Annotated in this window: 22 protein-coding genes and 1 pseudogene; 11 read left to right on the forward strand and 12 right to left on the reverse strand. The window is 65.8% G+C overall.

Annotated features, from left to right (window positions below):
• Positions 1 to 34 precede the first annotated feature (34 nt).
• From ACUXVA_RS16505 to ACUXVA_RS16520, 4 genes are read right to left on the reverse strand one after another with little or no spacing between them, the layout of a single operon-like run.
• Complete coding sequence (locus tag ACUXVA_RS16505) at positions 35 to 898, reverse strand: SDR family oxidoreductase (RefSeq protein WP_445487093.1); 864 nt, start codon at positions 896 to 898, stop codon at positions 35 to 37.
• Positions 898 to 3,246, reverse strand: coding sequence for a xanthine dehydrogenase family protein molybdopterin-binding subunit (locus ACUXVA_RS16510; RefSeq protein WP_265079324.1), 2,349 nt, complete (start codon positions 3,244 to 3,246; stop codon positions 898 to 900). Before ACUXVA_RS16510 ends, ACUXVA_RS16505 begins: the two co-directional genes overlap by 1 nt.
• 3 nt (positions 3,247 to 3,249) lie before the next feature.
• The gene (locus ACUXVA_RS16515; RefSeq protein WP_265079323.1) at positions 3,250 to 3,732 is read right to left on the reverse strand and encodes a (2Fe-2S)-binding protein; all 483 of its coding nucleotides are present in this window, start codon (positions 3,730 to 3,732) and stop codon (positions 3,250 to 3,252) included.
• Positions 3,722 to 4,600 carry an FAD binding domain-containing protein gene (locus ACUXVA_RS16520; protein WP_445487096.1) on the reverse strand — a complete coding sequence of 293 codons (879 nt, stop codon included), beginning with the start codon at positions 4,598 to 4,600 and terminating at the stop codon, positions 3,722 to 3,724. Before ACUXVA_RS16520 ends, ACUXVA_RS16515 begins: the two co-directional genes overlap by 11 nt.
• 331 nt (positions 4,601 to 4,931) lie before the next feature.
• On the opposite strand from ACUXVA_RS16520, the gene ACUXVA_RS16525 reads away from it, so the two are divergent.
• The 4 genes from ACUXVA_RS16525 to ACUXVA_RS16540 all read left to right on the forward strand — a co-directional run bounded on the left by ACUXVA_RS16525 (position 4,932) and on the right by ACUXVA_RS16540 (position 8,807).
• A complete protein-coding gene (locus ACUXVA_RS16525) occupies positions 4,932 to 5,756 on the forward strand; it encodes an ABC transporter ATP-binding protein (protein WP_445487098.1) in 825 nt (274 codons plus the stop codon).
• Positions 5,746 to 6,669 (forward strand): ABC transporter permease, encoded by a 924-nt coding sequence (locus ACUXVA_RS16530; RefSeq protein ID WP_265079320.1) that lies wholly within the window; start codon positions 5,746 to 5,748, stop codon positions 6,667 to 6,669. Before ACUXVA_RS16525 ends, ACUXVA_RS16530 begins: the two co-directional genes overlap by 11 nt.
• A 194-nt stretch (positions 6,670 to 6,863) precedes the next feature.
• Positions 6,864 to 7,790 carry an ABC transporter permease gene (locus ACUXVA_RS16535; RefSeq protein WP_265083775.1) on the forward strand — a complete coding sequence of 309 codons (927 nt, stop codon included), beginning with the start codon at positions 6,864 to 6,866 and terminating at the stop codon, positions 7,788 to 7,790.
• 30 nt (positions 7,791 to 7,820) lie between these two features.
• Entirely contained in the window at positions 7,821 to 8,807 is a 987-nt protein-coding gene (locus tag ACUXVA_RS16540; protein ID WP_265079319.1) for an ABC transporter substrate-binding protein, read from the forward strand.
• A 201-nt stretch (positions 8,808 to 9,008) separates the two neighbouring features.
• Here the strand turns inward: ACUXVA_RS16540 and ACUXVA_RS16545 are convergent, their stop codons facing one another.
• Positions 9,009 to 10,025 (reverse strand): formamidase, encoded by a 1,017-nt coding sequence (locus ACUXVA_RS16545; RefSeq protein WP_445487101.1) that lies wholly within the window; start codon positions 10,023 to 10,025, stop codon positions 9,009 to 9,011.
• Positions 10,026 to 10,226: 201 nt separating this feature from the next.
• On the opposite strand from ACUXVA_RS16545, the gene ACUXVA_RS16550 reads away from it, so the two are divergent.
• The 4 genes and pseudogenes from ACUXVA_RS16550 (at position 10,227) to ACUXVA_RS16565 (ending at position 13,430) form a co-directional block, all read left to right on the forward strand.
• Positions 10,227 to 10,640: a DUF3830 family protein gene (locus tag ACUXVA_RS16550; RefSeq protein ID WP_265079317.1), complete on the forward strand. Its 414-nt coding sequence runs from the start codon at positions 10,227 to 10,229 to the stop codon at positions 10,638 to 10,640.
• Complete coding sequence (gene puuE, locus ACUXVA_RS16555; protein WP_445487103.1) at positions 10,640 to 11,575, forward strand: allantoinase PuuE; 936 nt, start codon at positions 10,640 to 10,642, stop codon at positions 11,573 to 11,575. The genes ACUXVA_RS16550 and puuE overlap by 1 nt, the downstream gene beginning before the upstream one ends.
• Before the next feature lie 8 nt (positions 11,576 to 11,583).
• A pseudogene (gene uraD, locus ACUXVA_RS16560) lies at positions 11,584 to 12,472 on the forward strand (2-oxo-4-hydroxy-4-carboxy-5-ureidoimidazoline decarboxylase).
• 184 nt (positions 12,473 to 12,656) lie between these two features.
• Entirely contained in the window at positions 12,657 to 13,430 is a 774-nt protein-coding gene (locus tag ACUXVA_RS16565; RefSeq protein WP_445487105.1) for a substrate-binding domain-containing protein, read from the forward strand.
• Between the two features lie 166 nt (positions 13,431 to 13,596).
• Here the strand turns inward: ACUXVA_RS16565 and ACUXVA_RS16570 are convergent, their stop codons facing one another.
• From ACUXVA_RS16570 to galE, 4 genes are all read right to left on the reverse strand, one after another.
• A complete protein-coding gene (locus tag ACUXVA_RS16570; RefSeq protein WP_265079315.1) occupies positions 13,597 to 14,991 on the reverse strand; it encodes a nucleobase:cation symporter-2 family protein in 1,395 nt (464 codons plus the stop codon).
• Positions 14,992 to 16,117: 1,126 nt separating this feature from the next.
• Positions 16,118 to 16,816 carry a fumarylacetoacetate hydrolase family protein gene (locus ACUXVA_RS16575; protein ID WP_265079314.1) on the reverse strand — a complete coding sequence of 233 codons (699 nt, stop codon included), beginning with the start codon at positions 16,814 to 16,816 and terminating at the stop codon, positions 16,118 to 16,120.
• Positions 16,817 to 16,884: 68 nt separating this feature from the next.
• On the reverse strand, positions 16,885 to 18,687 hold the full coding sequence (locus ACUXVA_RS16580) for an ABC transporter ATP-binding protein (RefSeq protein WP_265079313.1): 1,803 nt from the start codon (positions 18,685 to 18,687) through the stop codon (positions 16,885 to 16,887).
• 134 nt (positions 18,688 to 18,821) lie between these two features.
• On the reverse strand, positions 18,822 to 19,835 hold the full coding sequence (gene galE, locus ACUXVA_RS16585) for a UDP-glucose 4-epimerase GalE (protein ID WP_445487109.1): 1,014 nt from the start codon (positions 19,833 to 19,835) through the stop codon (positions 18,822 to 18,824).
• 111 nt (positions 19,836 to 19,946) lie between these two features.
• Here galE and ACUXVA_RS16590 point away from each other — a divergent pair, with 111 nt between their 5' ends.
• A complete protein-coding gene (locus tag ACUXVA_RS16590) occupies positions 19,947 to 21,005 on the forward strand; it encodes a glycosyltransferase family 4 protein (protein WP_445487111.1) in 1,059 nt (352 codons plus the stop codon).
• On the opposite strand, the gene ACUXVA_RS16595 is transcribed toward ACUXVA_RS16590, so the two are convergent.
• The 3 genes from ACUXVA_RS16595 to waaF all read right to left on the reverse strand — a co-directional run bounded on the left by ACUXVA_RS16595 (position 20,987) and on the right by waaF (position 23,255).
• On the reverse strand, positions 20,987 to 21,520 hold the full coding sequence (locus tag ACUXVA_RS16595) for a D-glycero-alpha-D-manno-heptose-1,7-bisphosphate 7-phosphatase (protein ID WP_265079311.1): 534 nt from the start codon (positions 21,518 to 21,520) through the stop codon (positions 20,987 to 20,989). The two genes, ACUXVA_RS16590 and ACUXVA_RS16595, sit on opposite strands and share 19 nt — an antisense overlap.
• Positions 21,517 to 22,110, reverse strand: a complete 594-nt coding sequence (locus ACUXVA_RS16600; protein WP_265079310.1) for a D-sedoheptulose 7-phosphate isomerase — start codon at positions 22,108 to 22,110, stop codon at positions 21,517 to 21,519. Before ACUXVA_RS16600 ends, ACUXVA_RS16595 begins: the two co-directional genes overlap by 4 nt.
• Before the next feature lie 71 nt (positions 22,111 to 22,181).
• Positions 22,182 to 23,255 (reverse strand): lipopolysaccharide heptosyltransferase II, encoded by a 1,074-nt coding sequence (waaF, locus tag ACUXVA_RS16605; protein WP_445487114.1) that lies wholly within the window; start codon positions 23,253 to 23,255, stop codon positions 22,182 to 22,184.
• A gap of 173 nt (positions 23,256 to 23,428) precedes the next feature.
• Here waaF and rfaD point away from each other — a divergent pair, with 173 nt between their 5' ends.
• The gene (gene rfaD / locus ACUXVA_RS16610) at positions 23,429 to 24,409 is read left to right on the forward strand and encodes an ADP-glyceromanno-heptose 6-epimerase (RefSeq protein WP_445493306.1); all 981 of its coding nucleotides are present in this window, start codon (positions 23,429 to 23,431) and stop codon (positions 24,407 to 24,409) included.
• A gap of 22 nt (positions 24,410 to 24,431) precedes the next feature.
• Positions 24,432 to 25,904, forward strand: coding sequence for a D-glycero-beta-D-manno-heptose-7-phosphate kinase (gene rfaE1 / locus ACUXVA_RS16615; RefSeq protein ID WP_265079309.1), 1,473 nt, complete (start codon positions 24,432 to 24,434; stop codon positions 25,902 to 25,904).
• Positions 25,905 to 25,935 lie beyond the last annotated feature (31 nt).

Consider the following 25,935-nt stretch of genomic DNA (forward strand, 5'->3'; position numbering starts at 1 on the left):
TGGCCGGGTCAAGCCCGGCCATGACGTGGAGAGGTCATGCCTTTGGCTGGACGGCTACCCTTGCCGCAAACTCTGCCAGCGTCGTCGGTTTGCGCCCGAGCAGCCAGCCCAGCACGTTGGGATTGCCCTTCAGCCCGTCGCCGGCATAGGAAACGAACATCTTGGTCAGCACCGTCACCGTGTGCTCGTCCATGCCGTCGATGCGCGCGCGGGCCTGCCAGGCCTTGACCGATTCGGCTTCGGCACGCACCTCGCGGCCGAGCGCCGCCGCAAATGTTGCGGCGATCTCGTTCTGGTCGAGCGGCGCGGTGCCGACGAGTTCATAGGTGGCGAAGGCGTGGCCGTCCTCGGTCAGCACGCGGGCGGCGGCGGCGGCGACATCGTCGAGATCGACCAGGCTGAGCATGGTCTCCACCGGGTAGGGCACGCGGTAGAGTCCCTCGGTCGTCATGCGCTCACGCTCGCCGAGAATGTTCTGCATATAGGCGGTGGGCTGCAGGATGGTGAAGTTCAGCTCCGAGCTGAACAGCATTTCCTCGACGCGCATCTTGGCGAAATGATGCGGCATCGTTTCGATCTGCGGGTGCAGCACCGAGTGATAGACGAGCCGGGGCACTTCGGCGGCCTCCGCCGCGGCGATCACCGCGTCGGCATAGGCCACCTCGTGCGGGCTGGCATTGGGGCAGATATGATAGACCGCGTCGATGTCCTGCATCGCCCGCAGCAGCGCTGCGTCGTCGTCCAGCGCACCAATCGCCACATCGGCGGCGCCGATGCCTTTCAGCGCTTCGCTGTGTGCGGCGCTGCGTGCGAAGGCCCGCGCCGCGATACCGCGCGCCACCAGCGCAGCGATGACGGCGCGGCCGGTCTTGCCGCCGGCTGACGTAACCAGGATCATCAACGCACCTCTGTCGCCTTGCGGGTCAGTTCGAACAGCCGACTCGGGCTGAGCGGAATTTCCAGCAGTTCGACGCCTTTGGCGGCAAGGTCAAGCGCATCCTCGATGGCCTGCGCGAACAGGGCGCCGACCGGAATGGCACCGGCTTCGCCGGCGCCCTTGATGCCCATGGGATTGAGCGGCGACGGCGTCACCGTGTGGCTGAGTTCCATGCGCGGAACCTCCAGCGACGTCGGCAGCAGGTAGTCCGCCAGCGAGGCGTTGAGCAACTGGCCCTGATCGTCGAAGCAGAGTTTCTCATAGAAGGCGTTGCCGATGCCCTGGGCGACACCGCCCTGAATCTGGCCGGCCAGAATCAGCGGATTGAGCACGGTGCCGCAGTCATGCACCACGACGTATTTCAGGATCTTGAGGTCGAAGGTGCGCGGGTCCATCTCGACGATGATGGCTTGGACGCCGTTGGCGGTGGCGCCGCTTGGCGGGCCAAAGTACTGGGTCGATTCGAGGCCCGGCTCGGTGCCCGGCTTGACCGCGCCGCGCATGGGATTGGCCGATGCTGCAAGCTCGCCCATGGTGACGAACTGGCCGGGCACGCCGACCAGCGACACGCGGCCGTCGGCAATCACCAGATCGTCCTCGGAACATTCGAAGCGGTCGCTGGCCAGTTTCAGCGCCTTCTGCCGCACCACCTTGGCGGCTTCGTTCACCGCATTGCCGGCGACCACCGCGCCGCGGCTCGCGAATGTGCCGGCGCCCCAGTAGAACTGGTCGGTGTCGCCGGTGACTACGTCGATATCGCCGACCGCAATGCCGAGCTGATCGGCGGCGATCTGCGCGAACACCGTGAAATGGCCCTGGCCCTGGGTGCCGATGCCGGTGGCAATGGAGACGCGGCCGTTGGACTGCACCTGCACCTTGGCCCCTTCATAGGGGCCGATGCCGGTGCCTTCCACGTAGCAGGCGATGCCGAGGCCGATGTGCCGGCCCTGCGTACGCGCCGCAGCCTGTTCGTCCCGGAAGCCGGCATAGCCGATCGCCTCCAGCGCCATGTCCAGCACCGGCTCGTAATTGCCGCTGTCATAGCAGAGCGGCGCAAAATCCTGGTAGATGATCTCGTTGTTGTAGGGAAAGCCGTCGGCTGGAATGAGATTGATGCGGCGGATCTCGGCGCGGTCGATGCCGAGTTCGTTTGCGGCGAGATCGAGCAGCCGCTCCATCACGAACACGCCGTGCTGGCGGCCGGCGCCGCGATAGGGCGTCACGATCGGCAGGGTGGTGAACACCTGCGTAAACGTGCTGTCGTAGCTCGGCACCACATAGGGGCCGAGCAGGGTGCACTGGCTGTTGATCGGCACCGTCAGCCCGTAAGGATCGTAGGCGCCGCCGTCATGCAGGAACACATCCTTGACGCCGAGGATGCGGCCGTCTTTGCTCAGCGCCATTTCGGCATCGTGGATCTGGCCGCGCTCGTGCGTGGTGGCGAAGAAGTGCTCGAGCCGGTCCTCGATCCATTTGATGGGCCGGTTCAGCCGCATGGAGGCCCAGGGCAGCAGCAGTTCTTCCGGATAGAAGATCATGATCTTCGGGCCGAAGCCGCCGCCGACGAACGGCGCGATCACGCGGATGTTGCGTTCGTTGAGGCCGAGCATGGCGGCCAGCCCGTTGCGCATGAACACCGGCGCCTGCGTGGTGTCCCACACCGTCATCTGCCCGGCGCGGGCATCCCATTGCGCGACCACGCCGCGGGTCTCGATCGGCGACGAGATGCCGTGCTCGTAGTGAAAGCGCCGCTTGACGATGCAACCGGCCTTCGCGGCCGCTGCGGCGTAGTTGCCCTTGCTCTGCCGCACATGAGCGGCGACGTTGGAGTCGAGGTCGTCATGCACGCGCGCCGATCCCGGCGCCAGGGCGCGTTCGAGATCGACCACCGCGTCGAGCGTCTCGAGCTCGACGTCGATATCGTCGAGCGCGTCCTCGGCGATGTAGCGGCTTTCGGCGATCACGATCACCAGCGGCTCGCCGACATGGCGTACCTTGCCTTTGGCTAGCGGGCCGTGGGTGCGCGCATTGAAGACGGCGCCGGGGATCGGTGGCGGCGGCACCACCACCGCATTGGGCTTCCAGTAATCGCCGAGATCCTCCGCCGTATAGGCGGCGATCACGCCGGGCCGCTTCAGCGCCCGGGAGACGTCGATGCTGACGATGCGGGCATGCGCCACCTGGCTGCGCAGCAGCGCGGCGTGCAGCAGGCCGGGGAGTTCGACGTCGTCGACGAACAGCGCCTGGCCGGTCAGCAGCTTGCGGTCCTCGTTGCGCTTGACGGGTTCGCCGAGGGTGCGGGTGGACATGGCTCAGCCTCGCATCTTGTCGGCAGCATCCAGCACCGCATCGACGATGTGCTGATAGCCGGTGCAGCGGCACAGGTTGCCAGACAGCGCCTCGCGCGCCTCCTGTTCGCTGGGCGCGGGATGTTCGTCGAGAAACGCGGTCATGGTCATCAGGACGCCCGGCGTGCAGTAGCCGCATTGCAGGCCGTGATGGTCGTGCATGGCCTGCTGCAGCGGATGATAGGCGCCGTCGGGGCCGGCGAGCCCCTCGATGGTGGCGATGGCGCGGCCGTTGGCCTGCACCGCCAGCATCAGGCAGGCGCGCACCGGTTCGCCGTCGAGCTGGATGGTGCAGGCGCCACAGACGCCGTGTTCGCAGCCCACATGGGTGCCGGCCAGTCCGAGTTCGTGGCGCAGGAAGTCGCTGAGCAGCATCCGCGATTCCACGCGCTTGTTGTAGCTAATTCCGTTCACCGTGACGGTGATATCGTGAAAATCATTGTCCATGGCGGGCCCGCATGTGCGCCGTGGTCAGCGTCCGCTCCACCAGCACGCCGGCGATGTGGCGTTGATAGGCAGCGGTGGCGTGGACGCTGCCGGGTGGATCGAGCATGGCCTGCACCGCGGCGGCGACATCGCAGATAGCGGCGTCGGTGATGTCCGCTTGGCCGAGCAGCGCGTCCGCGGCGCCGCCGGCATCGACAGGCATCTCGCCGACGCCGCATAGCACCAGTCGCACGTTCGAACAGATGTAGTCGCCGTCCAGCGTCACCATGGCGGCCACGCCGGCAATGGCAAAATCGCCACGTCGACGTGCCACTTCCATGAAGCAGCCGCCGCTGCGCGCGGGCGCTGCCGGCAGTTCGATCTCCACCAGCATTTCGTCCGGCGCAAGCGCGGTGGTCAGGCCACCGAGAAAGAATTCGCTCGCCGGCAGCACGCGTTCGCCGTGCGCCGAGGCGATCCGCAGGCTGGCGCCGAGTGCCACCATGATGGCCGGCATTTCCGAGGCCGGATCGGCGTGGCACAGATTGCCGCCAAGCGTGCCGCGGTTGCGGATCTGCGGATGGGCGATTTCCGGCAGCGCTTCGCCGATCAGCGGAAAGCGCGCCTGGATCCCGGCGTCGCGCTCCAGCGCGCGGTAGCGCGTCAGCGCGCCGATCTGTGTGGCATGGTCGCTGCAGCGAACGCCGGCCAGCTCATTCACGCCGTTGATGTCGATCAGCACGGCCGGCCGCGCCAGCCGGAAATTCATGGTCGGCATCAGGCTCTGGCCGCCGGCGAGGAACTTGGCCTCATCGCCATGCTCCGCCTTCAGCGCCAGCGCGTGGCCGAGCGATGTCGCGGCGATGTATCGAAAGGCAGCCGGCTTCATGACGCTCGAAGGCAGGATTGCAGGACGGTCACGCAGCGTGACGCGCCCTGCGAAGTATGAGGTGGGCGCCGCGCCAAGTCAAAACAACACCGCGAATTCGACCCATCGGAAAAGCAGATAACGGCATGAACGACTCCGATAATGTATCTGCCCACGCGATGCACCTGCTGCGCAAACATTGAGCGCGCCGGTGCCGCGATAGTTTGACAGGATGCGTCGAGCTCGTCGCGCTTGCCGACCGCGTTGAAACGCGCCACCCTGAGCGCTACAGTGCAACCGGATGACGCCAATCATTCGCCAGCCATCCACCAATTGGGTCGAACCGTCGCGCATGAGCAACCTCGCCGAAGCAACGACCGTCCTCAACCCGCCGCCGCGGCGTCTGGCGGTCGATGTTTCCCATGTTTCATTGACGTTTCAGACCGCCGACGGCGCGGTCGATGCGCTATCCAATGTCAGCCTGGGGATCGCCGAGGGCGAGTTCGTGTCGTTCATCGGCCCCTCCGGCTGCGGCAAGACCACCATGCTGCGCGTCATCGCCGACCTGCAGCAGCCGACCTCCGGCGAACTCCGTGTCAACGGCATGAGCGCCGAGCAGGCGCGGCTGTCGCGCGCCTACGGTTACGTGTTCCAGGCGCCGGCCCTGTTTCCGTGGCGGACCATCGAGGCCAATCTGAAGCTGCCGCTCGAGATCATGGGTTTTTCCGATAGCGAGCAGACTGCACGCGCGGCGCGCTATCTGGCGCTGGTGAACCTCACCGGCTTCGAGCGCAAGTTTCCCTGGCAATTGTCCGGCGGCATGCAGCAGCGGGTGTCGATCGCCCGCGCGCTTTCGTTCGATCCGGCGCTGCTGCTGATGGACGAACCCTTCGGTGCGCTGGACGAGATCGTGCGCGATCATCTCAACGAGCAGCCGCTGCAATTGTGGGACAAGACCGGCAAGACCGTATTGTTCGTGACACATTCGATTCCGGAAGCGGTGTTCCTGTCGACCAAGATCGTGGTGATGTCGCCGCGGCCGGGCCGCATCACCGATATCATCGACTGCAATTTTCCGCGCGACCGCACCCTGGAGATCCGCGAGACGCCGGAATTCATCCGCATCGCGCAGCGCGTGCGCAACGGGTTGCGGGCAGGGCACTCCTATGACGAGTGACGCACTCGCCGTGCCTGTCGCTGTGCGCGGCCTGTCGCGCCATCCGCTGCTGCAGCGCGCGGCACCCATCGTCACGGTGGTCGCCGTTCTGATCGCCGTCTGGTACGTCGCTGCGGTGCTGATGAATCTCACGCTGGTGCGCGATGCCTTCGAGCGCGAGGAGACGCCCTATACGACGTCGGAACTGATTGCCGGCACCATGAGCGCCGAGCGGCCGTTGTTGCCGGCGCCGCATCAGGTGGTGGAAAGCTTTCTCGACGGCGTGTTCGGTTATGCGCCGAACGCGCCGCGCAGCCTCGTCTATCACTCGGCGGTGACATTGTCGGCGACCTTGCTCGGCTTCGTGCTCGGCGCGCTGCTCGGCGTCGCGCTGGCGCTGATGATCGTGCACAGCCGGGTGCTGGAGAAAAGCCTGCTGCCGTGGATCATCTGTTCGCAGATGGTGCCGATCCTGGCGCTGGCGCCGATCTTCATCGTGGTGCTCGGCGCCATCGGGCTGCAGGGCCTGCTGCCGAAATCGATCATCTCCGCCTATCTGAGCTTCTTCCCGGTCACCATCGGCATGGTCAAGGGCTTCACTGCGCCGGACCCGATGCAGATGGATCTGATGCGCACCTGGTCGGCCTCACAGCGACAGGTGCTGGCAAAGCTGCGCTGGCCCTCGGCGGTGCCGTATCTGTTCGCCAGCCTCAAGGTGGCGATCTCGATTTCGCTGATCGGCGCCATCGTCGCGGAATTGCCGACCGGCGGCGAGGCCGGCATCGGCGCGCGGCTGCTGGCCGGCTCCTATTACGGCCAGACCATCCAGATCTGGGCGGCGCTGCTGGCGGCGGCGGTGCTGGCCTCGGCGCTGATCGCGCTGGTCGGCCTCGCCGAGCGCATCACGGCACGCCGCATGGGAGTGCGGCCATGAACCCGCAAAAGCTTCGGCTCGGATTCATCGTCGCAACAGTCGCCGCGTTGCTGGGCTTCGTCCTGCCGCTGGCGTCAGACGCCGTGCCGCCGCTCGCAACGCGTCCACTGGCGATGTCGCTGGTGCTCGCCGCCGCCCTGCTGTTCGCCGTCGCGGCCGGCATCGGCGGCGTCATTGCCATCGTGCTCGGTCTCATGGGATCTGTCTGCGGTGCCGCCGCGACGATCACGCTGCTGCACGATGACGGCATCGCCGGCTCCGCGGCGACCGGCTTCTGGATGATCGTGCTTGCGGTGTGGCTCGGCGCCGCTCTGTGCGTGATGGCGCTGGCGGTGGTGCGTCCGGGCAGCAACGCGCGACGCAAATGGCTCGATCTTGCGGTCCCGCTGCTGTTCGGCGCGGTGGTGTTCTATCTGTGGGAAGTGCTGGTGCGCGGCTTCGGCGTGCCCAGCGTGTTGCTGCCGGCGCCGAGCGCGGCCGCTGCGAAATTCGCATCCTCGCTGCCGATCCTTGGCGCGGACTTCGTCCAGACTTTTGTGCGCGGCGTGCTGATCGGCTATGTCATCGGCTGTGGCGCCGGCCTCGCGGTGGCCATCGTCGCGCACCGCTTCGCCTTCCTCGGCCGCGGTCTGTTGCCGCTCGGCAATTTCTTCTCCGCGCTGCCGCTGGTTGGCGTCGCGCCGATCATGGTGATGTGGTTCGGCTTCGACTGGCCGTCCAAGGCCGCCGTGGTGGCGCTGGTGACGTTCTTCCCGATGCTGGTCAATGCGCTGGCCGGGCTCTCGGCGTCCGGCCATATCGAACGCGACCTGATGCGCTCCTATGGCGCCACCTATCGGCAGACCCTGACGCGATTGTATCTGCCGGCGGCGCTGCCGTTCATCTTTAACGCGCTGAAGATCAACGCGACGCTGGCGCTGATCGGCGCCATCGTCGCCGAATTCTTCGGCACGCCGACGCAGGGCATCGGCTTCCGGATTTCCACCGAGGCCGGGCGCATGGCGATCGACATGGTGTGGGCGGAGATCGCGCTGGCCGCGATCGCCGGCATGGCTTTCTACGGACTTGTCGCGCTGGCCGAACGCGCGACCACTTTCTGGCACCCATCCCATCGGACCTGATCGGCGGGTCCGCAGCCCCTGGAGTTATGCATGAAGAAAATTCTGGCACTGGCAACGACGGCGGCGATCGGGTTGTCGGCGGTTTCCGCTGAGGCGGCAGACAAGGTGACGATCCAGCTCAAATGGGTGGCGCAGGCACAGTTCGCCGGCTACTTCGTCGCCAAGGAGAAGGGGTTCTACAAGGACGCCGGTCTCGACGTCACCATCAAGCCGGGCGGCCCCGATGTCGCGCCGCCGCAGGTGATCGCCGGCGGCGGTGCCGACGTGGTGGTGGACTGGATGCCCTCGGCGCTGGCGTCGCGCGAGAAGGGCGTGCCGCTGGTCAACATCTCGCAGACCTTCAAGAAGTCCGGCCTGATGCTGACCTGCCGCGCCGAGACCGGCATCAAGAAGCCCGCGGACCTCAAGGGCCGGACCATCGGTGTCTGGTACGGCGGCAACGAATATCCGTTCCTGTCGTGGATGTCGAAGCTCGGCCTGAAGACCGACGGCTCCAAGGATGGCGTCAAGATCATCAAGCAGGGCTTTAACGTCGATCCGCTGTTGCAGAAGCAGGCCGACTGCGTCTCCACCATGACCTACAACGAATACTGGCAGGTGGTCGACGGCGGCTACAAGCCCAGCCAGCTGGTCGTGTTCAAGTATGAAGACGAAGGCGTCGCCACGCTGGAGGATGGTCTCTACGTGGTCGAGAAGAATTTGAAAGATCCCGTCTTCGTCGCCAAGATGGCGAAGTTCGTGAAGGCGTCGGAGAAGGGCTGGGACTACGCCAGGGCCAATCCCGACGAGGCCGTGAAGATCATCCTGGCCGGCGATTCCACCGGCGCCAAGACCGCCAAGGACCAGAAGCGCATGATGACCGAGGTGGCAAAGCTGCTCGGCCCCATGGACGGCAAGCTCGACCCCAAGGACTATGAGCGGACCGTTGCCACGTTGATGGCCGGCGGCTCCGATCCGGTGATCACGAAGAAGCCGGAAGGCGCGACCACGACGGCGGTGACCGACGCGATGAAGTAGGGTTCTTCATCGAAGATGCATAGGCAGCGGGGGCGACCGAGGCCGTCGCTCTCCTTGGCAGGGTGAGTCAAAAAGAGCCGTCACCCTGAGGAGTGCGCGCTTGCGCGCCTCGAAGGGCGGCGGCGGGAAGCTCGGCACTTGTGGCCTCATCCTTCGAGGCTCGCCCTGCGGGCGAGCGCCTCAGGATGACGGCTGTGGCGTTTATTCCGCCGCCTTCGCAGTCGTCGCCGTGAATACCCGTGTCGGCTCAGGAAATCCGCATGAGGTGCCGTCGGTGACCTTGACCTGGTCCTCCCACGGCAGCCGGTATGTCCCCGCCACCATGTCCTGCATGAAGGTGTAGGGGCAGTCCATCGCGCCGCCCTTCACCGCCACATAGCCGCGGTGCCAGAGCTGGTAGATGTTGTTCTCGACGCCCCAGTGGATGCGCGCCTCGCGCACCAGGTCGGGGCGCACCTCGGCGCTGATGATCTCGTCGGCGCGGCCGGTGGTGCCGTGAGCGATGACGCTGCCGTCGAAATTGACGATCATGCCTTCGCCCATGGAGTCGAACGAGCCGTCCGAGCCGCACATACAGACGTTCGCCGTCACCATCAGGTTCTGGAATGCGTTGGCCTGGTTGGTGAAGCGCCAGCCGTCGCGGATCGGCGCGGTGTAGCCGGCGGTGCGGATCATGATCTCGGCGCCCTTGTAGGCGCATTCCCGCGCCATCTCCGGGAACATGCCGTCGTGGCAGATGATCAGCGCCAGCTTCGCGCCGCGGGGGCCGTCGATCACGGGGATGCCGAGATTGCCGGGCTCCCACGGCTCCACCGGGATCCACGGATGCATCTTGCGGTAATACAGTTTGATGTCGCCATGGTCGTCGATGATCAGGCCGGAATTCCACGGATTGCCGTCCGGGTTGAACTCCATGATGGAGAAGCAGCCCCAGATCGCATTGTCGATGCAGGCCTGCTTGAACGCCGCCACTTCCGGCCCGTCCAGCCGGCACATGATGTCCGGATTGGTGTCCATGGACAGGCCGTGCAGCGCATATTCCGGAAATACCACCAGGTCCATGGTGCCGAGATTGCGCCGCGCCTTGCCGACCATATACACGATGCGGTCGGTCTGCCGCGCCAGGTCCTGCCGGGTTACCACCACCGGGAGCTGCAACTGCACCAGCCCGATCACCACGCCCTCAGGCGATTTGTTGAGGCCGCCCAATCCGTTCATGCCGGTGCTCCCTGTGCGTGCGTCTGGGCTGTGAACAAACCCGATTTGAGCGGCCCGCAACAGCGTATATTTCAGGCGGGGTTTTGCTGTTTTGCCGGGCAGGCGCTAGGGTCTGGACAAATCCCGTCGCGGGCGGGATTGTTCCCGCGTCAATCGACGGCTGCCCGCGGCCGCCATCTCCCCAGCATTCGAGACCCCCTTATGAGCCAGCTCATTGTCCATGTCGGCGACTTCTCCTTCAACGCGAAGTTCGAGGAGGAACTGGCGCCTAAGACCGTGGCTGCCTTCAAGAAGGCGATGCCGTTCGAGAGCCAGGCCATCCATGTGCGCTGGAGCGGCGAGGGCGTGTGGATGCCGCTCGGCGATCTCGATTTCGGCGTCGGCTACGAGAACCACACTTCCTATCCCGCGCCCGGCCACATCATCCTGTATCCCGGCGGCATCAGCGAGACCGAGATCCTGCTGGCCTATAGCGGCGTGCATTTCGCCAGCAAGATGGGCCAGCTCGCCGGCAACCATTTCATCACTTTGACCTCCGGCCTCGAGAACCTGCCGGCTATGGGCAAGACCGTGCTGTGGAAGGGCGCGCAAAAAGTCCGCTTCGAGATCGTCTGATGGCGGACGCCGCCTATCCCCGCGATCTGCGCGGCTACGGCCGCAATCCGCCCGATCCGCAATGGCCGGGCGGCGCCCGCATCGCGGTGCAGTTCGTGGTCAATTTCGAGGAAGGCGGCGAGAACAACATCTTGCACGGCGACCGCGCGTCGGAAGCCTTCCTGTCGGACGTGCTCGGCGCGCAGCCGTGGCCGGGCCAGCGCCACGCCAATATCGAATCGATGTTCGAATATGGCTCGCGCGCCGGGTTCTGGCGGCTGTGGCGGATGTTCACCGAACGCAGGATGCCGACCACGGTGTTCGGCGTCGCCACCGCGCTGAAGCGCAATCCGGAGATCGTCGCGGCCATGCAGGAGGCCGGCTGGGATATCGCCAGCCACAGCCTGAAATGGATCGAGCACAAGGACATGTCGGAGGTCGAGGAGCGCGCCGAAATCGCCGAGGCGATCCGCGTCCACACCGAGGCCACCGGTGCTCCGCCGCTCGGCTGGTACACCGGGCGCAGCTCCATCAACACCAACCGCCTGCTGATGGAAGCAGGCGGCCTGATGTATCTGTGCGACACCTATGCCGACGACCTGCCGTACTGGCTCAAGGGGCCGAACGGCCCGCAGCCGATGATCCCCTACAGTCTCGATGCCAACGACATGCGCTTCGTCAATCCGCAGGGATTTGGCGGCGGCGATGAGTTCTTCACCTATCTGAAGGACGCCTTCGACGTGCTCTATGCCGAAGGCGCGACGGCGCCGAAGATGATGACCGTCGGCCTGCATTGCCGCGTCGTCGGCCGTCCCGGCCGCGCCGCGTCGCTGATCCGCTTCCTCGACTACATCGGCAGCCACGACAAGGTCTGGGTGCCGACGCGGCTGCAGATCGCCGAACACTGGCACGCCCATCTCAAGCATCTCGCCGCCGACGCCCGCGAGGTCGGATAGGAATTTCGATGTCGCAGAAGTCGATCGCCGAACTGAACGCCTGCAGCAAGGACGATTTTGTCGCGGCGCTGGCCAACATCTTCGAATACTCGCCGTGGATCGCGGAAGCGGCCGCAGCGCAGCGGCCGTTCGCCGGCGTGACGGAGCTGTTCGCGGCGATGCGCAGCGTGGTCGAGGCGGCGGCGCCCGGTCAGCGGCTGGCGCTGATCCGGGTGCATCCCGATCTCGCCGACAAGACGAAAAAAGCCAGTGACCTCACGGCGGAATCCAACGCCGAGCAGGGGAGCCTCGGCCTCGACCGGCTGTCGGAAGCCGAATATGCCGCCTTCGATCGCGTCAACAGCGCCTACCGGGAAAAATTCGGCTTTCCCTATATCGTCTGCGCGCGGCGCCAGACCAAGGATCTCGGTGCTGCGCGATTTCGAGCGACGGCTGCCCAACGATGCCGCCACCGAGATGGCGGCGTCGCTCACTGAGATCTTCCGCATCGCGGCGTTGCGCACCGATCTGCTGGTCAGCGGCGATCATCCGCTGAAGGTGCACGGCCGGCTGTCGACCCATGTGCTCGATACCCATGGCGGCAGGCCGGCGGCCGGCATCGCGGTGGAGCTGATCGAACTGTCCGACCTCGGCGAAAACCGCATCATCGCCCGCACCATGACCAATGCCGACGGCCGCACCGATGCGCCGCTGATCGGCGGTCGCCCGGTGCCCATCGGCCGTTACGAGCTGCGCTTCCACACCGCCGCGCATTTCGTCGCCAACAATGTGCCGCTGTCCGACCCGCCGTTCCTCGACATCATCCCGCTGCGCTTCTCCGTGTTCGAGCCCGAAGGCCATCTCCACGTGCCGTTGCTGATGACGCCGTGGAGTTATGCGACGTATCGCGGAAGCTGAAGTTTTCACCCTCCCCCTCCAGGGGAGGGTGACGAGCGGCACTTGCACGCAACGTCATTTTAACTTCCAACAGACGGCCCTATGGCCTCTCTCCCCATCCTCATCTACCCTGCGACGCATCGCCACAGTGGCGGTGCCATCGTCGTCCGTCGCGGCGCGATGCAAGAAAAGCGGGAGAAACGTCATGCGTCGCATCACTCATGCGCTGCTGGGTGCAGCCATTTCATTCATCGGCGCCCAAGGCGCATTCGCCGCCGAGGTCCATGTGATGATCTCAGGCGGCTTCTCCGCGGCCTACAAGGAACTGGTGCCGGCGTTCGAGAAGGCCACCGGAAACACCGTGGTCACCGCCTACGGGCCGTCCATGGGCGAGACGCCGCAGGCGATTCCCATGCGGCTGTCGCGCGGTGAGCCCGCCGACGTGCTGATCATGGTCGGCTATGCGCTCGACGAGCTTGCCGCCAAGGGGAAGGTGGTCAGTGCCAGCCGCATGGCGCTGGCGGATTCGCTGATCGGCGTCGCGGTCAAGAGCGGAGCGCCGAAGCCCGACCTGTCGTCGCCGGAAACGCTGAAGGCGGCATTGCTGGCGAGCAAGACGATCGCCTATTCGGATTCCGCCAGCGGCGTCTATGTGAGCACCGAGATGTTCAAGAAGCTGGGCATCGCCGAGCAGATGAAGGACAAGGCGCGCAAGATTCCGGCGACGCCGGTCGGCGAGATCGTCGCCAGCGGCGCCGCCGAGATCGGCTTCCAGCAGATCAGCGAGCTGAAGCCTGTGCACGGTATCGACATCGTCGGCCCGCTGCCGCCGGCCCTGCAGCAGGTCACGGTATTCTCCGCCGGCCTCGCCAGCGCCGCGCCGCAGCCCGACGCCGGGAAGGAATTGATCGCCTTCCTGTCGTCGGCCCAGGCCGCGCCGGTGATCGCCAAGAGCGGGCTCGAGCCAAAGGTGAAGTAGGGCGCTTGCTTCCCTCGCCCCGCTTGCGGGGAGAGGGTGGCGCGACAAGCGATAGCTTGGCGCGTCGGGTGAGGGGGAGTCCGAGAGTCTCTCTGGCTCCCCCTCACCCGAAGGCTCCGCTTCGCTCGCCTTCGACCTCTCCCCGCAAGCGGGGAGAGGTTAGCCCTCAATGCGTCGCTGTCGCCGCCACGCCCGCAGCTTCCGCCTTGGCTTTCTCGGCGCTGCCGATGCCGTTGAAGAACGCATTCAGCAATACCGCCACCAGCGCGCACAGCAGGATGCCGGATTCCAGCAGCGGATGCAGGTCGTGCGGCAGCGCCTTGAAGAAGTTCGGCGACACCAGCGGGATCAGGCCGAAGCCGACCGAGATGGCGACGATGAACAGGTTGCGCTGGTTGGTCTTGAAATCCACCGCGGTGAGGATGCGCGCGCCGGTGGCCGCCACCATGCCGAACATCACGAGACCTGCGCCGCCGAGCACCACCTGCGGCACCGCCTCCACCAGCGCCGCCATCTTCGGCAACAACCCGAGCAGCAGCATGATGGCGCCGCCGGCGATGGTCACCCAGCGCGAGCGCACGCCGGTGACGCCGACCAGGCCGACATTCTGCGAGAACGACGTGTAAGGGAAGGTGTTGAAGACGCCGCCCAGCACGGTACCGACGCCGTCGGCGCGCAGGCCGCGGGTCAGCGCGTCACGGTCGACGGTTTTGCCGGTGATCTCGCCCAGCGCCAGGAACATGCCGAGGGATTCGATCATCACCACGATCATCACGATGCACATGGTGATGATCGGCACGAGATGGAATTGCGGCATGCCGAAGTGGAACGGGGTCACGATGTCGGCCCATGGCGCGCTGGCGACCTTCTCGAAGTGCATTACGCCGAGCACGCTGGCGAGAATGGCGCCGGCGATGATGCCGAGCAGCACCGAGATGTTGGCGACGAAGCCCTTTCCCCATTTGATCAGCGCGAGGATCACCAGCAGCACGAACAGCGCGATGCCGAGGCCCTGCAATTGCCCGTAGCCGGGATTGGGGAACGCACCGGGGACGCCGTCGACCACCTTGGTCAGGGTCGGCAATCCGCCACCGGCCCAGTTGATACCGACGCGCATCAGCGAGATGCCGATCACCATGATGATGGTGCCGGTTACCACCGGCGGAAACAGCGGCAGCATCCGGCTGATGAACGGCGCGACCAGGATGGCGAAGATGCCGGCTGATATCACCGAACCGTAGATGCCGAGCAGGCCGATTTCCGGCGACGCCGCCATCGACAGCATCGGGCCGACCGAGGCGAAGGTGACGCCCATCATGACAGGCAGGCGAATGCCGACGCCGGGAAAGCCGATGCACTGCACCAGAGTGGCGAGGCCGCAGGCGAACAGGTCGGCGGAGATCAGGAAGGCCACGTCCTGCGGCGGCAGTTTCAGCGCGCGCCCGATGATCAGCGGCACCGCCACCGCGCCGGCATACATCACCAGCACATGCTGCAGGCCGAGCGCGAGCAGGCGAGGGGTTGGCAGGATTTCATCGACCGGATGGACGGCTGTGGTCATGGGAGCCTCTTGGTGATGCAAATGCGATGTGGAATTGAATGCGAGTTCCCGGGTGGATACAAGCATCGTGCCACGGCAAGTCACCGGAATGTTGCGGTGGTCGCCGGTTTCCGGAGGTGCGGTATTGATGCGGAGCGCGCCGCTACTCTCCGTTTTCCCGGCGCGCGACAGTTTGCTCCGTGTCCCGGGCGCGCAGCAGCACCGGCGATGCGCAGCATCGCCGGTGCTGCTGCGCAGACCCAGGGACCCAGCTTGCTTGATGTCAACAAGCTGGGCCCCGGACGCGGTACACTGCGCCGCGCCTGCGCGGCGTGGTGCACCGCGTCCGGGGAACGGACCCCAACTCGAACTGCGATATTTTTTCCTAGCCCCATCTTGACGGAAATCGGTTTAGGTTTATAATCCATCGCATCCCGTCCCACCGAGAGGGGCGTATCGCGATCGTCAGGTTCGCGGGGCGGGGTGCGGTGGACGCGGCAGCGTCAGGCGCGGAATTCGGTTCAGGGCTCGCCAGAATGGCCAGTGAGAACTGAAGGAAGCGCAGACGACAGCGCTGCGCGGACGGCGAAGGCGTGTGGTCCTGGTGCCCCGCGTGAGCACCAAGCCCGGTGGAGAGTCCGCGGCAACCCGTCCGTGGAACACCCTCAACCGGAAGCGACGGCGACGAGAAACCGTGTCGGCCGCCGGGGAGAGCACGCAATAAGCCGTTAACACCACTGCGCGCGGAACGCCGGGCTGTTTCCCGGTGTGACCGTGGCAAGCCTTGTGCGCTTACTATACTTTGCGCACAAGCCCATGGGTGCATCGGGCACCCGGCGTTCCGCGCGACCTCTCGATTTCGAGGGGGCAAGGGAATGCAGCACAGCCCGGGCGCGCAAGCGTCGCGGGATTGTAGTTGCTTGGCTGTTTGACAATTGAATTAGGGAATCGAAACCACGCGTCGCATGCGGGCGGACTTCTCGTGTCCCGGACGCGCTGCAGCGCAGGCGATGCAGAGCATCGCCGCCACGCTGCTGCGCAGATCCGGCCACCTTGCTTGGTCCACAAGCTGGGCCGGATCTGCGGCGCACCACGCCGCGCAAGCGCGGCGCAGTGCACCGCGTCCGGGGAACAGAGAAAGCCTCGCTTACTTCGGCTGGCCGATGGCAAACTTCAGCGTGCCGATGCCGTCGACGCCGCATTCCACCTTGTCGCCGGGCTGCAACGCGGCGACGCCGGCCGGCGTGCCGGTGAGGATGACGTCGCCGGCGCCGAGTTCGACCTGGAGCGACAGTTTTGCGATGATCTCGGCGATGTTCCAGATCATCTCGGAGAGGTCGCCCTTCTGCCGTTCGGTGCCGTTGACCGACAGCCAGATCTTGCCTTTCGACGGATGGCCGACCTTGGCAGCCGGCACCAGCGCGCCTGATGGCGCCGACATGTCGAACGACTTGCCGATCTCCCAGGGCTGCTCTTTCTTGCGCGAGATGGTCTGCAGGTCGCGGCGGGTCAGGTCGACGCTGACGCCGTAGCCCCAGACATGGTCGAGCGCCTTGTCGGCGGGAATGTTGAGGCCGCCGCTCTTCAGCGCCACGATCAGTTCGACCTCGTGCTGCATGTCCTTGGTCAGCGTCGGGTAGGGGATCGTGGCGCCGTCCGGCGCGATCATGTCGGCATGCTTGGCGAAGAAGAAGGGAGGGTTGCGCTCGTCATTGCCGAGTTCGCGGATGTGCTCGAGATAGTTGCGGCCGACGCACCAGGTGCGGCGCACCGGAAACATCTTGTCGTCGCCCTGGACGGCGATGGCGGCCTGCGGCGGAGGGGCGATAACGAAGGATGCGGTCATGGACGGCTCTCGGGCTGGTGTGGAAGGCAGGATGCCGCTGTCAGGCGGCAGGAAGAGAAGGCACGGTGTTATGCCGGGGCATCGAGCGGCGCCAGCGGACTGGCATCGCGGTGCTGCAGCTTGAAGAACGAGGCGTAGCGGCCACTTTGCCGCAGCAGGTCGTCGTGGCGGCCGCGCTCGACGATCTCGCCGCCCTCGACCACCAGGATGGCGTCGGCATGCATGATGGTGTGCAGGCGATGGGCGATGACGATGGTGGTGCGGTTGCGGCACAGATGCTCGATGGCTTCCTGCACCGACTTCTCGGATTCGGAATCCAGCGCCGCGGTGGCTTCATCCAGCAGGATGATCGGCGCATTCCTGACCAGCGCGCGGGCAATGGCGACGCGCTGGCGCTGTCCGCCGGACAGCTGCGCGCCGTGCTCGCCGACCGGGGTGTCGTAACCCAGCGGAAAGCCCATGATGAAATCATGCGCGCAGGCCGCCTTGGCCGCCGCGACGATCTCGCTCTCGCTGGCGTTGACCTTGCCGAAGGCGATGTTCTCCCTGATGGTGCCGCGGAACAGATAGACGTCCTGGCCGACATAGGCGGTCTGCTGGCGCAGCGAGCGGCGCGAGACGCCCGATATCGACTGGCCGTCGATGACGATGTCGCCGTCGGTGACCTCGTAAAGCCGCAGCAGCAGCGCCAGCACCGTGGACTTGCCGCCGCCGGACGGGCCGACCAGCGCCGTCACCTTGCCGGGCTCGGCGACGAAGCTCATGCGGTTCAGCACCAGCTCGTTGGGCCGGTAGCGGAACGAGACGTCGCGCAGTTCGACGCGGGCGTCGGTGAGCGCCAGCGCCGGCTTGTCGTCGTCATTGGGTTCGGAGGCCGGGCTGTCGACGATCTCCAGCAGCATGCGGGCGCCGATCAGGCTGGAATGCAGGTCGATGTTGAGTCGCGCCAGCCGTTTGGCCGGCTCATAGGCCAGCAGGAAGGCGGTGACGAAGGAAAAGAACTGGCCGGGCTTGGCGCCCATCGCCACCACGGCATAGCCGCCATACATCAGCGAGCCGGCGATGGCCAGGCCGCCCAGCGTTTCCATGATCGGGCTGGAGCGGTTCGACACCCGCGCCATCTTGTTGGCGTTGCGCTCCACCGCGGCGATGCTGGCTTCCATGCGTTCCAGCATGGTCTGCTCGAGCGTGAACGCCTTGACGGTGCGGATGCCCTGCAGCGATTCCTGCATGGTCTCCATGATGTCGGCGGTGCCGGTGAACTGGTTGCGGGCGAGGCCCTTGATGCGCTTCACCAGCTTGCGCAGCATCAGCATCGCCGGCGGCGCGATCAGGAAGCCGAACAGCGCCATATAGGGATCCTGCATCAGCATGACGCCGATGAGGGCGATCAGCGTCAGCAGGTCGCGGCCGACCGCGTTGATCAGCAGGCTCAGCACCTGCGTCACCGAAGCGGCGCCGGCGTTGAGCCGGGCGAGGAATTCCGAGGAGTGCCGCGCCGAGAAGAAGCCGATCGATTCGCTCATCAGCTTGGCGAACAGCCGGCGCTGGTTGTTGGCGAGGATCGCATTGCTGATCTGCGACAGGATCACGGTCTGGCCGTAGGTCGCCACGCCCTTGACCAGGAAGATCAGCACCACGATGCCTGAGAACAGGGCGATGCGCGGGATGCTCTTGTCGATATAGGCCTGGTTGATGACCTCGCCGAGCATTTGCGCGGCGCCGGCGGTGGTGCCTGCGGAGATCGCCATCAGCGCGAACGCCATGACATAGCGGCGCCAGTGCACGGCGGCCTGTTCCATCAACAGGCGGCGGATGACCACCCAGGCGCCGGTGGGATCGTCGGTAATTTTACGAGGAATATCGGCCATCCGCGTTCCCCTGACGCCAAAGCAGGGATTGCCCGGCGTCAGTATTGGCTTGCGAAACAGCCGTCTCATTGCCCGCTATGGGCAGGTATTTCAAGCCAAAATCCGGTTTGCGGTCGGCTTTACTGGGGGGCCTTTCAGGCCGATCGGGCCAGCATGTCGCCGCCCGTCCGTTCGCGGGCCAGCTTCTCCTCCCAGGCCAGCGCATGCGCCGCTATGGTGTCGAGATCGTCGTAGCGCGGCGTCCAGTCCAGGGTCGAGCGAATCCGGGAGGTATCGGCAATCATGGTCACGATGTCGCCGGGCCGGCGCGGGCCCTCCTGAACCGCAAAATTGCGGCCGGAGACGCGCCGCACGGCTTCGATGGTCTCCAGCACCGAATAGCCGCGGCCATAGCCGCAATTCAGCGTGGTCGAGGGTCCGTCGCATTCGAGATAGGCCAACGCCGCGCGATGCGCCTGGGCGAGGTCGCTGACATGGATGAAGTCGCGGATGCAGCTGCCGTCCGGCGTCGGATAATCGGTGCCGAACACGTCGATCTTGGCACGCTGCCCGGTCGCCGCCTCGACGGCGATCTTCAGCAGATGCGTGGCCCCCATGGTGGCGAGCCCGGTGCGCGCCTGCGGATCGGCGCCGGCGACGTTGAAGTAGCGCAACACGACAAAGTCGAGGCCGTGAGCCCGGGCGGCATCGTGCAGCATGATCTCGCTCATCAGCTTCGACGAACCGTAGGGCGACAGGGGCCGTGTCGGCATCTCTTCGCTGACCGGCATCTGGTCGGGATTGCCGTAGACCGCCGCGGTCGACGAGAAGATGAAGCGCTTGACGCCGGATCTCACGGCAGCACTGAGCAGGCTGCGCGTGGTCATGGTGTTGTTGCGGTAATAGTCGAGCGGATCGCGCATCGAATCCGGCACCACCACCGAGCCGGCGAAATGGATGATGGCATCGACGCCATGTGCGGCGACGACGCCCATGACCAGGTTCTCGTCGGCTGCATCGCCGATGAACAACGGCACGCCCTCTGGCAGCGAGGTGGAGAAGCCGGTGGCCAGGTTGTCGATCACGACGACGTCTTCGCCGGCTTCCACCAGCGCGTAGACCATATGACTTCCAATGTAGCCGGCGCCGCCAGTCACGAGAATGGTCATCAACTCACCCACCTTTCGCTTGCAAAGCTATCCTCTCCGGGATGAAGAGTGGGTTTCCGTGCCGCCCAACTGGCGACTATGCTTAATGTTGCGTATAGGGACTGCATCAAAATGGAGCTGCGGGTGCCGATCGATCATCAATCAGGGCAGAAACTGCAGCCGATCGTCACCAATCTGCACTGGCGTTACTCCGGCGTGACCGCGACCAACCGCATGGTCGCTCCCAGGCTGGCCAGGATGTTTCGCGCCGCCTGGCTGGGTTCCGACGCGCCGGACGGCATTGAGCGGATGGGCGCGGCCGACCTTCTGAGGTTGTGGCGCCGCTCGACGCCGCTGATCTGGCACGCCCGACGCAACAACGAGATGATCGTCGGCGTGCTGCTGAAGGCGCTCGGCTGGCCACTGAAACTGGTGTTCACCTCGGCGGCGCAGCGCCATCACACCTGGATCACGCGCTGGCTGATCCGCCGGATGGACGCCATCATCGCAACCAGCACGGTCTCTGCCTCCTATCTGAAGGTGCCCTCGGTTGTCGTCACCCACGGCGTCGATGCGGAAACTTATGCGCCGCCCGCGGATCGCGCGGCAGCCTTCGCGGAAACCGGATTGCCGGGACGCCATGCGATCGGCTGCTTCGGACGGGTCCGCGCCCAGAAGGGAACCGATCTGTTTGTCGCGGCGATGTGCCGGCTACTGCCGCTCTATCCTGATTTCACCGCGGTCATCGTCGGTGAGATCAAGCCGGATCAGGCCGGCTTTGCCGATGAACTGCGCCGGCAGATCGCCGCAGCCGGACTGCAGTCGCGCATCGTCATCACCGGCGAATTGCCGATCGCGGAGGTGCAGCGCTGGTATCAGAGATTGACGATCTACGCCTTCACCTCGCGCAACGAGGGATTTGGGCTGACGCTGATCGAGGCCATGGCGGCCGGCGCTGCGCTGGTTGCGACGCGCGCCGGTGCGGCGGAACTGGTGGTCGATGACGGCGTCACCGGCGTGCTGGTGCCAATCGACGATGCCGATGCCCTGGCGGTCGCGCTGGGGCCGCTGCTGTGCGATCCCGCCAAGGCTGCAGCGATGGGCGCCCGCGGGCGTCAGCGCGTGCTGGACAAATTCAGTCTCGATGCCGAGGCCGCCGGGATTGCTGCGGTCTATCGCACGCTGACCTGACCCGTGAGAATGTCGGCGACAAATGCGTCGAGATCGCCGCCGGCAAACAGATAGCCCGGCAGGTCGACGGCGGTGGCGGCCTCGATATCGGTGGCGCGGTCGCCGATCACAAAACTGCCCGCGTGCTGCACCGGCCAGTGCTGCATCAAATCGAGGATCATGCCGGGGCTCGGTTTGCGCCAGTGGTGATCCTCGAGATAGCCGGCGACCGATCCCGCGGGGTGATGCGGGCAATAGCGGATGTCGTCGATGACCGCGCCCTGCGCCTTCAGTTCGGCGCGCATCCAGCCGAACAAGGTGAGCAACTCGTCCTCGGTGAAGTAGCCGCGCGCCACGCCGGACTGGTTGGAAAACAGGAAGACAAAATAGCCGGCGTCGTTGAGGCGTCGGATGGCCCTGGCCGCATTCGGCATCCAGCGGATGCGGTCCGCCGTGCCCATGTAGCCGTCGTCATGATTGATCACGCCGTCGCGGTCGAGGAAGGCGGCGGGCCGGGAGATGGCGCTGCCGCTCATGTCGCGTCGGTCCTGGCCACCAGCGCGCGCTCCACTTCGTCGCAGATACCGTGCGCGGCCGCGAGATGGATCTGCTGGACCACGGGCGTGTCGTCGCTCGGTGACACCAGCAGATGATCGCAGTCGGCGTGCATCGCATCGCCTTTGGTGCCGGTAAGGCCGACCGTGACGATTCCCATGGCGCGCGCCTTGCGCAGCGCGGCCAGAATGTTCGGCGACTTGCCGGACGTGGACAGGGCCAGCAGCACGTCGCCGCTTCGGCCGAGGCCTTCGACCTGGCGCGCGAAAACCTGTTCGAAGCCGTAGTCGTTGGCAATCGAGGTCAATGCCGACGTGTCGGTGGTCAGTGCGATCGCGGCCCAGCCGGGGCGATTCAGTTTGTAGCGGCCGACGATCTCGGCGGCGATGTGCTGGGCATCGGCGGCACTGCCGCCATTGCCGATCAGCAGCACCTTGTTGCCGGCGCGCAGCGCCGCGACGATCACGCCGGCAATGGTGTGGCATATTGCCAGCAAAGCGGGATCGCCGGCGGCGCGCTCCATCGCGGCGCGCGATTGTTCGAAATGAGCGGCGATCGGATCGTGGTTCACGGCAGTGTCCCGGTTGATTGCGAGGTTCTGGTAGCGGCCGGGCCGGATCGGCGCAAGCGCGACCGGCAGGATCAGTGCGCCAGTCGCGCGGTGGCTTCGGCCAGCACGCTGGCGGTGATGTCGGCCACCTCGATGGCTGGAATGTCGCGCATGCAGGCATGGTTGTTCATGGTGCAGACCGGCCTGTGGCAGGGCTGGCACGGCACCACGGTCTTGGTCTGGATGGTGGCGGCTAGGGGATTGAGCGGGCCCCACAGATGCGGGCTGGTCGGGCCGAAGATGCCGATCGTCGGCGTGCCCGCAGCGGCGGCGATATGCATCAGGCCGGAATCGTTGGTCGCCGCGACGCCCGCCGCGGCCATTGCCACCACGCCGTTGCGCAGGTCGGTCCCGGTCAGATCCCGCACCCTGGGGCCGCCGGTGGCAACGATCTCGTCCGCCAGCGCCTTTTCTCCGGGGCCGCCGATGACCCAGACGTCCAGCCCGCGCTCGGCCAGCAGTTTTGCCGCCTCGGCATACCAGCTCCAGCGCTTGGACGGGCCGACCGAGCCGGGCCCCAGCGCCACGGCAGGACCGTTGCCGAGGCCGTTGGCGAGGCGCCAGCGGGCGATCTCGTCGGCGGGTACCTGCAACTGCGGAACCGGCCATTCCGCGGGCGGGGTCGCCCCCTCCGGCAGTGCCAGCGCGCCCTTTTTGTCGATCATGCGGGGCAGGGCCTTCTCGCCCCAGCGCCAGCGGTTGAGCAGGCCGAAGCGGAACTCGCCGACAAAGCCGATCCGTTCCGGGATACCGGCCAGCGCCGGGGCGAGGGCGGACTTCCACGTCCGCGGCATCACCAGCACCGTCCGGTAGTGCCGGGCTCGCAGTTTCGCCGCCAGTTCCCACTGCTTGGCCAGCGCCAACCGGCGGCGCGGCAGGTCCCAGAGCACCCCGGCCCGCACCCCGGGCATATAATCGACCAGCGAGGCGACCTGGGAATTCACCAGGATGTCCACCGGGCGATTCGGCCAGCGCTGCTTGAGCAGCCGCACCACCGTGTGCCCGCGGACGAAGTCGCCGATCCACATATAGGGCACGATCAGAATCGGACTCGTGTCGTCCGCCTCGCCCCCCGCGGCGCCGTCATGTGTTGAATTTATATTCATAATTTAATGAATTCGCTGTTGGCAAACGACGTCTTGTCGGTACCTGCTCCCCGCAGGCGGGTAAAGTCACATCGAGACCAAGCCGTCGGCGGCGCAGGCCTCGCGGCGGTCCAAGTTGCCTGCCGGGCGCGACTGGGGCAAAGGTGGCGGCGCACAATCAGTTCGGGGATTCCATGCTGCTGGTGACCGGAGGAGCCGGTTTTATCGGATCGAATGTCGTGGCCGCGCTGAATGACGCCGGCCGCACGGACGTGGCCGTCTGTGACGTGCTCGGGCACGACGGCAAATGGCGCAATCTCGCCAAGCGCCAGCCGGCCGATATCGTGCCGCCGGCCGAACTGATGGGCTGGCTGCAGGGCCGCAAGCTCGATGCCGTGATCCACCTTGGTGCGATCTCGGAGACCACGGCGACCGATGGCGACTTAGTCATCGAGACCAATTTTCGCCTGTCGATGCGCCTGCTCGACTGGTGCACGGCCAGTGCGACGCCGCTGATCTACGCCTCGTCGGCCTCGACCTATGGCGACGGCGCCCAGGGATTTCGCGACGATGCGTCGTTGACCGCGCTGAAGGCGCTGCGGCCGATGAATCTCTATGGCTGGAGCAAGCATCTGTTCGACATGGCGGTGGCGGAGCGCGCGGCCCGCGGCGAAAAACTGCCGCCGCAATGGGCCGGCCTGAAATTCTTCAACGTGTTTGGTCCCAACGAGTATCACAAGGGCGGCATGATGAGCGTGCTGACCAAGCGCTTCGATGACATCAAGGCCGGCCGCACGATCGAGCTGTTCAAGTCGCATCGCGACGGCATCGCCGACGGCGACCAGCGCCGCGATTTCATCTATGTGGACGACGTGGTGCGGGTGATGACCTGGCTGCTGGCGACGCCGTCGGTAAGCGGGCTGTTCAATGTCGGCACCGGCACGGCGCGCAGCTTCAGGGACATGATGCTCGCCGCCTACAGCGCGCTCGGCAGCAAGCCGAACATCGCCTATGTCGACATGCCCGAGCAGATCCGCGGCAGTTACCAGTATTTCACGCAAAGCGATGGTGATCGCTTGCGCGGGGCCGGCTATAACGGCGGCTTCACCTCGCTGGAGGATGCGGTCGATCAATACGTCCGGGGCTTCCTCGACCAGCCCGATCGCTTCCGCTGAACGTGCCACAGGTAACAGCTTGATGTTCGATTTTGACGCCCTGTCGCATGCGATCGTCCGCCAGACCGTGCTGTGCGTCGGCGACCTCATGCTCGACGAATTCGTCTATGGCGAGGTCTCGCGGATCTCGCCGGAAGCGCCGGCGCCGGTGATCGCGGTCCAGCGCAGCGAGATCAATATCGGCGGCGCAGGCAATGTGGCGCGCAATATCGCGGCGCTCGGCGCGCGCTGCATCTTCGTCGGACTGGTCGGCGACGACCTTGCCGGCGCAACCCTCAAGGAGACACTGGCGCAGGAGAGCCTGATCGAGACGCTGCTGATCGTCGACCCTCAGCGGCCGACCACGCGCAAGGTGCGCTTCGTGTCGGAACATTTCTCGACCCATATGCTGCGCGCCGACTGGGAATTGGCGGCGCCGGCCGCCGCAGCCATCGAACAGCAACTGATCGATACGATCCTGCCGCAGCTTGCGCGCGCCGATATCGTGCTGCTGTCGGACTATGCCAAGGGCGTGCTGACGGCGCGGGTGATCCGCAACGTCATCGACGCCGCGAAGAAACTCGGCAAGCGGGTGATTGTCGATCCGAAGAGCGCCAATTTCGCGATCTATCGCGGCGCCACGCTGCTGACGCCGAACCGCAAGGAATTTTCTGAGGCCACCCGCAGCCGTGCCGGCAGCGAAGCAGGCATCGCGACGGCAGCTCAGGAGGCGATGCTGCTGGCGGACTGCGAAGCCATGCTGGTGACGCAGAGCGAGCATGGCATGACGCTGGTGCCGCGTGGCGGCGAGCCGATCCACGTGCCGGCGTTGCCGGCCAAGGTGCGCGACGTCTCCGGTGCCGGTGATACGGTGGCGGCGATGCTTGCGGTGACGCTGGCGGCTGGCGCCGACTGGGAGACCGCTTTGCGCACCGCGACGGCGGCGGCCGCGGTCGCGGTCAGCAAGAAGGGCACCGCGATCGTGACCCTTGCTGAACTGCGGCGCAGGATGCTGCCCGATGCGTTTCTCGCTGCCGAGGACAAGATCGCCATGGCGCCGGGCGATCTCGATGCAAGGCTGCAGGAATGGCGCAAGGCCGAGCTGCGCATCGGCTTCACCAATGGCTGTTTCGACATTCTACACCCCGGCCACGTCAAGGTGCTAACCGCCGCGCGGGCCACCTGCGACCGGCTGATCGTCGGTCTCAACAGCGACGCGTCGGTGAAGCGATTGAAGGGCCAGGACAGGCCCGTGCAGGACGAGCGTTCGCGTGCGGAGGTGCTGGCGGCGCTGGAGGCGGTCGATCTCGTCGTCATCTTCGAAGAGGATACCCCGCTGAAGTTGATCACGCAGATCCGGCCGAGCGTGCTGGTCAAGGGCGGCGACTACACCCGTGAGCAGGTGGTCGGGCACGAGGTCGTTGACGCCAACGGCGGGGAGGTTGTGCTGGTCGACATCCTGCAGGGCCACAGCACGACATCCCTGGTCAACCGCGCTCGCGGAGACCAAAGATGACACTCATCCCAATCTCACGATCGTTGGCACA

This window comes from Rhodopseudomonas sp. RCAM05734 (assembly GCF_052658035.1).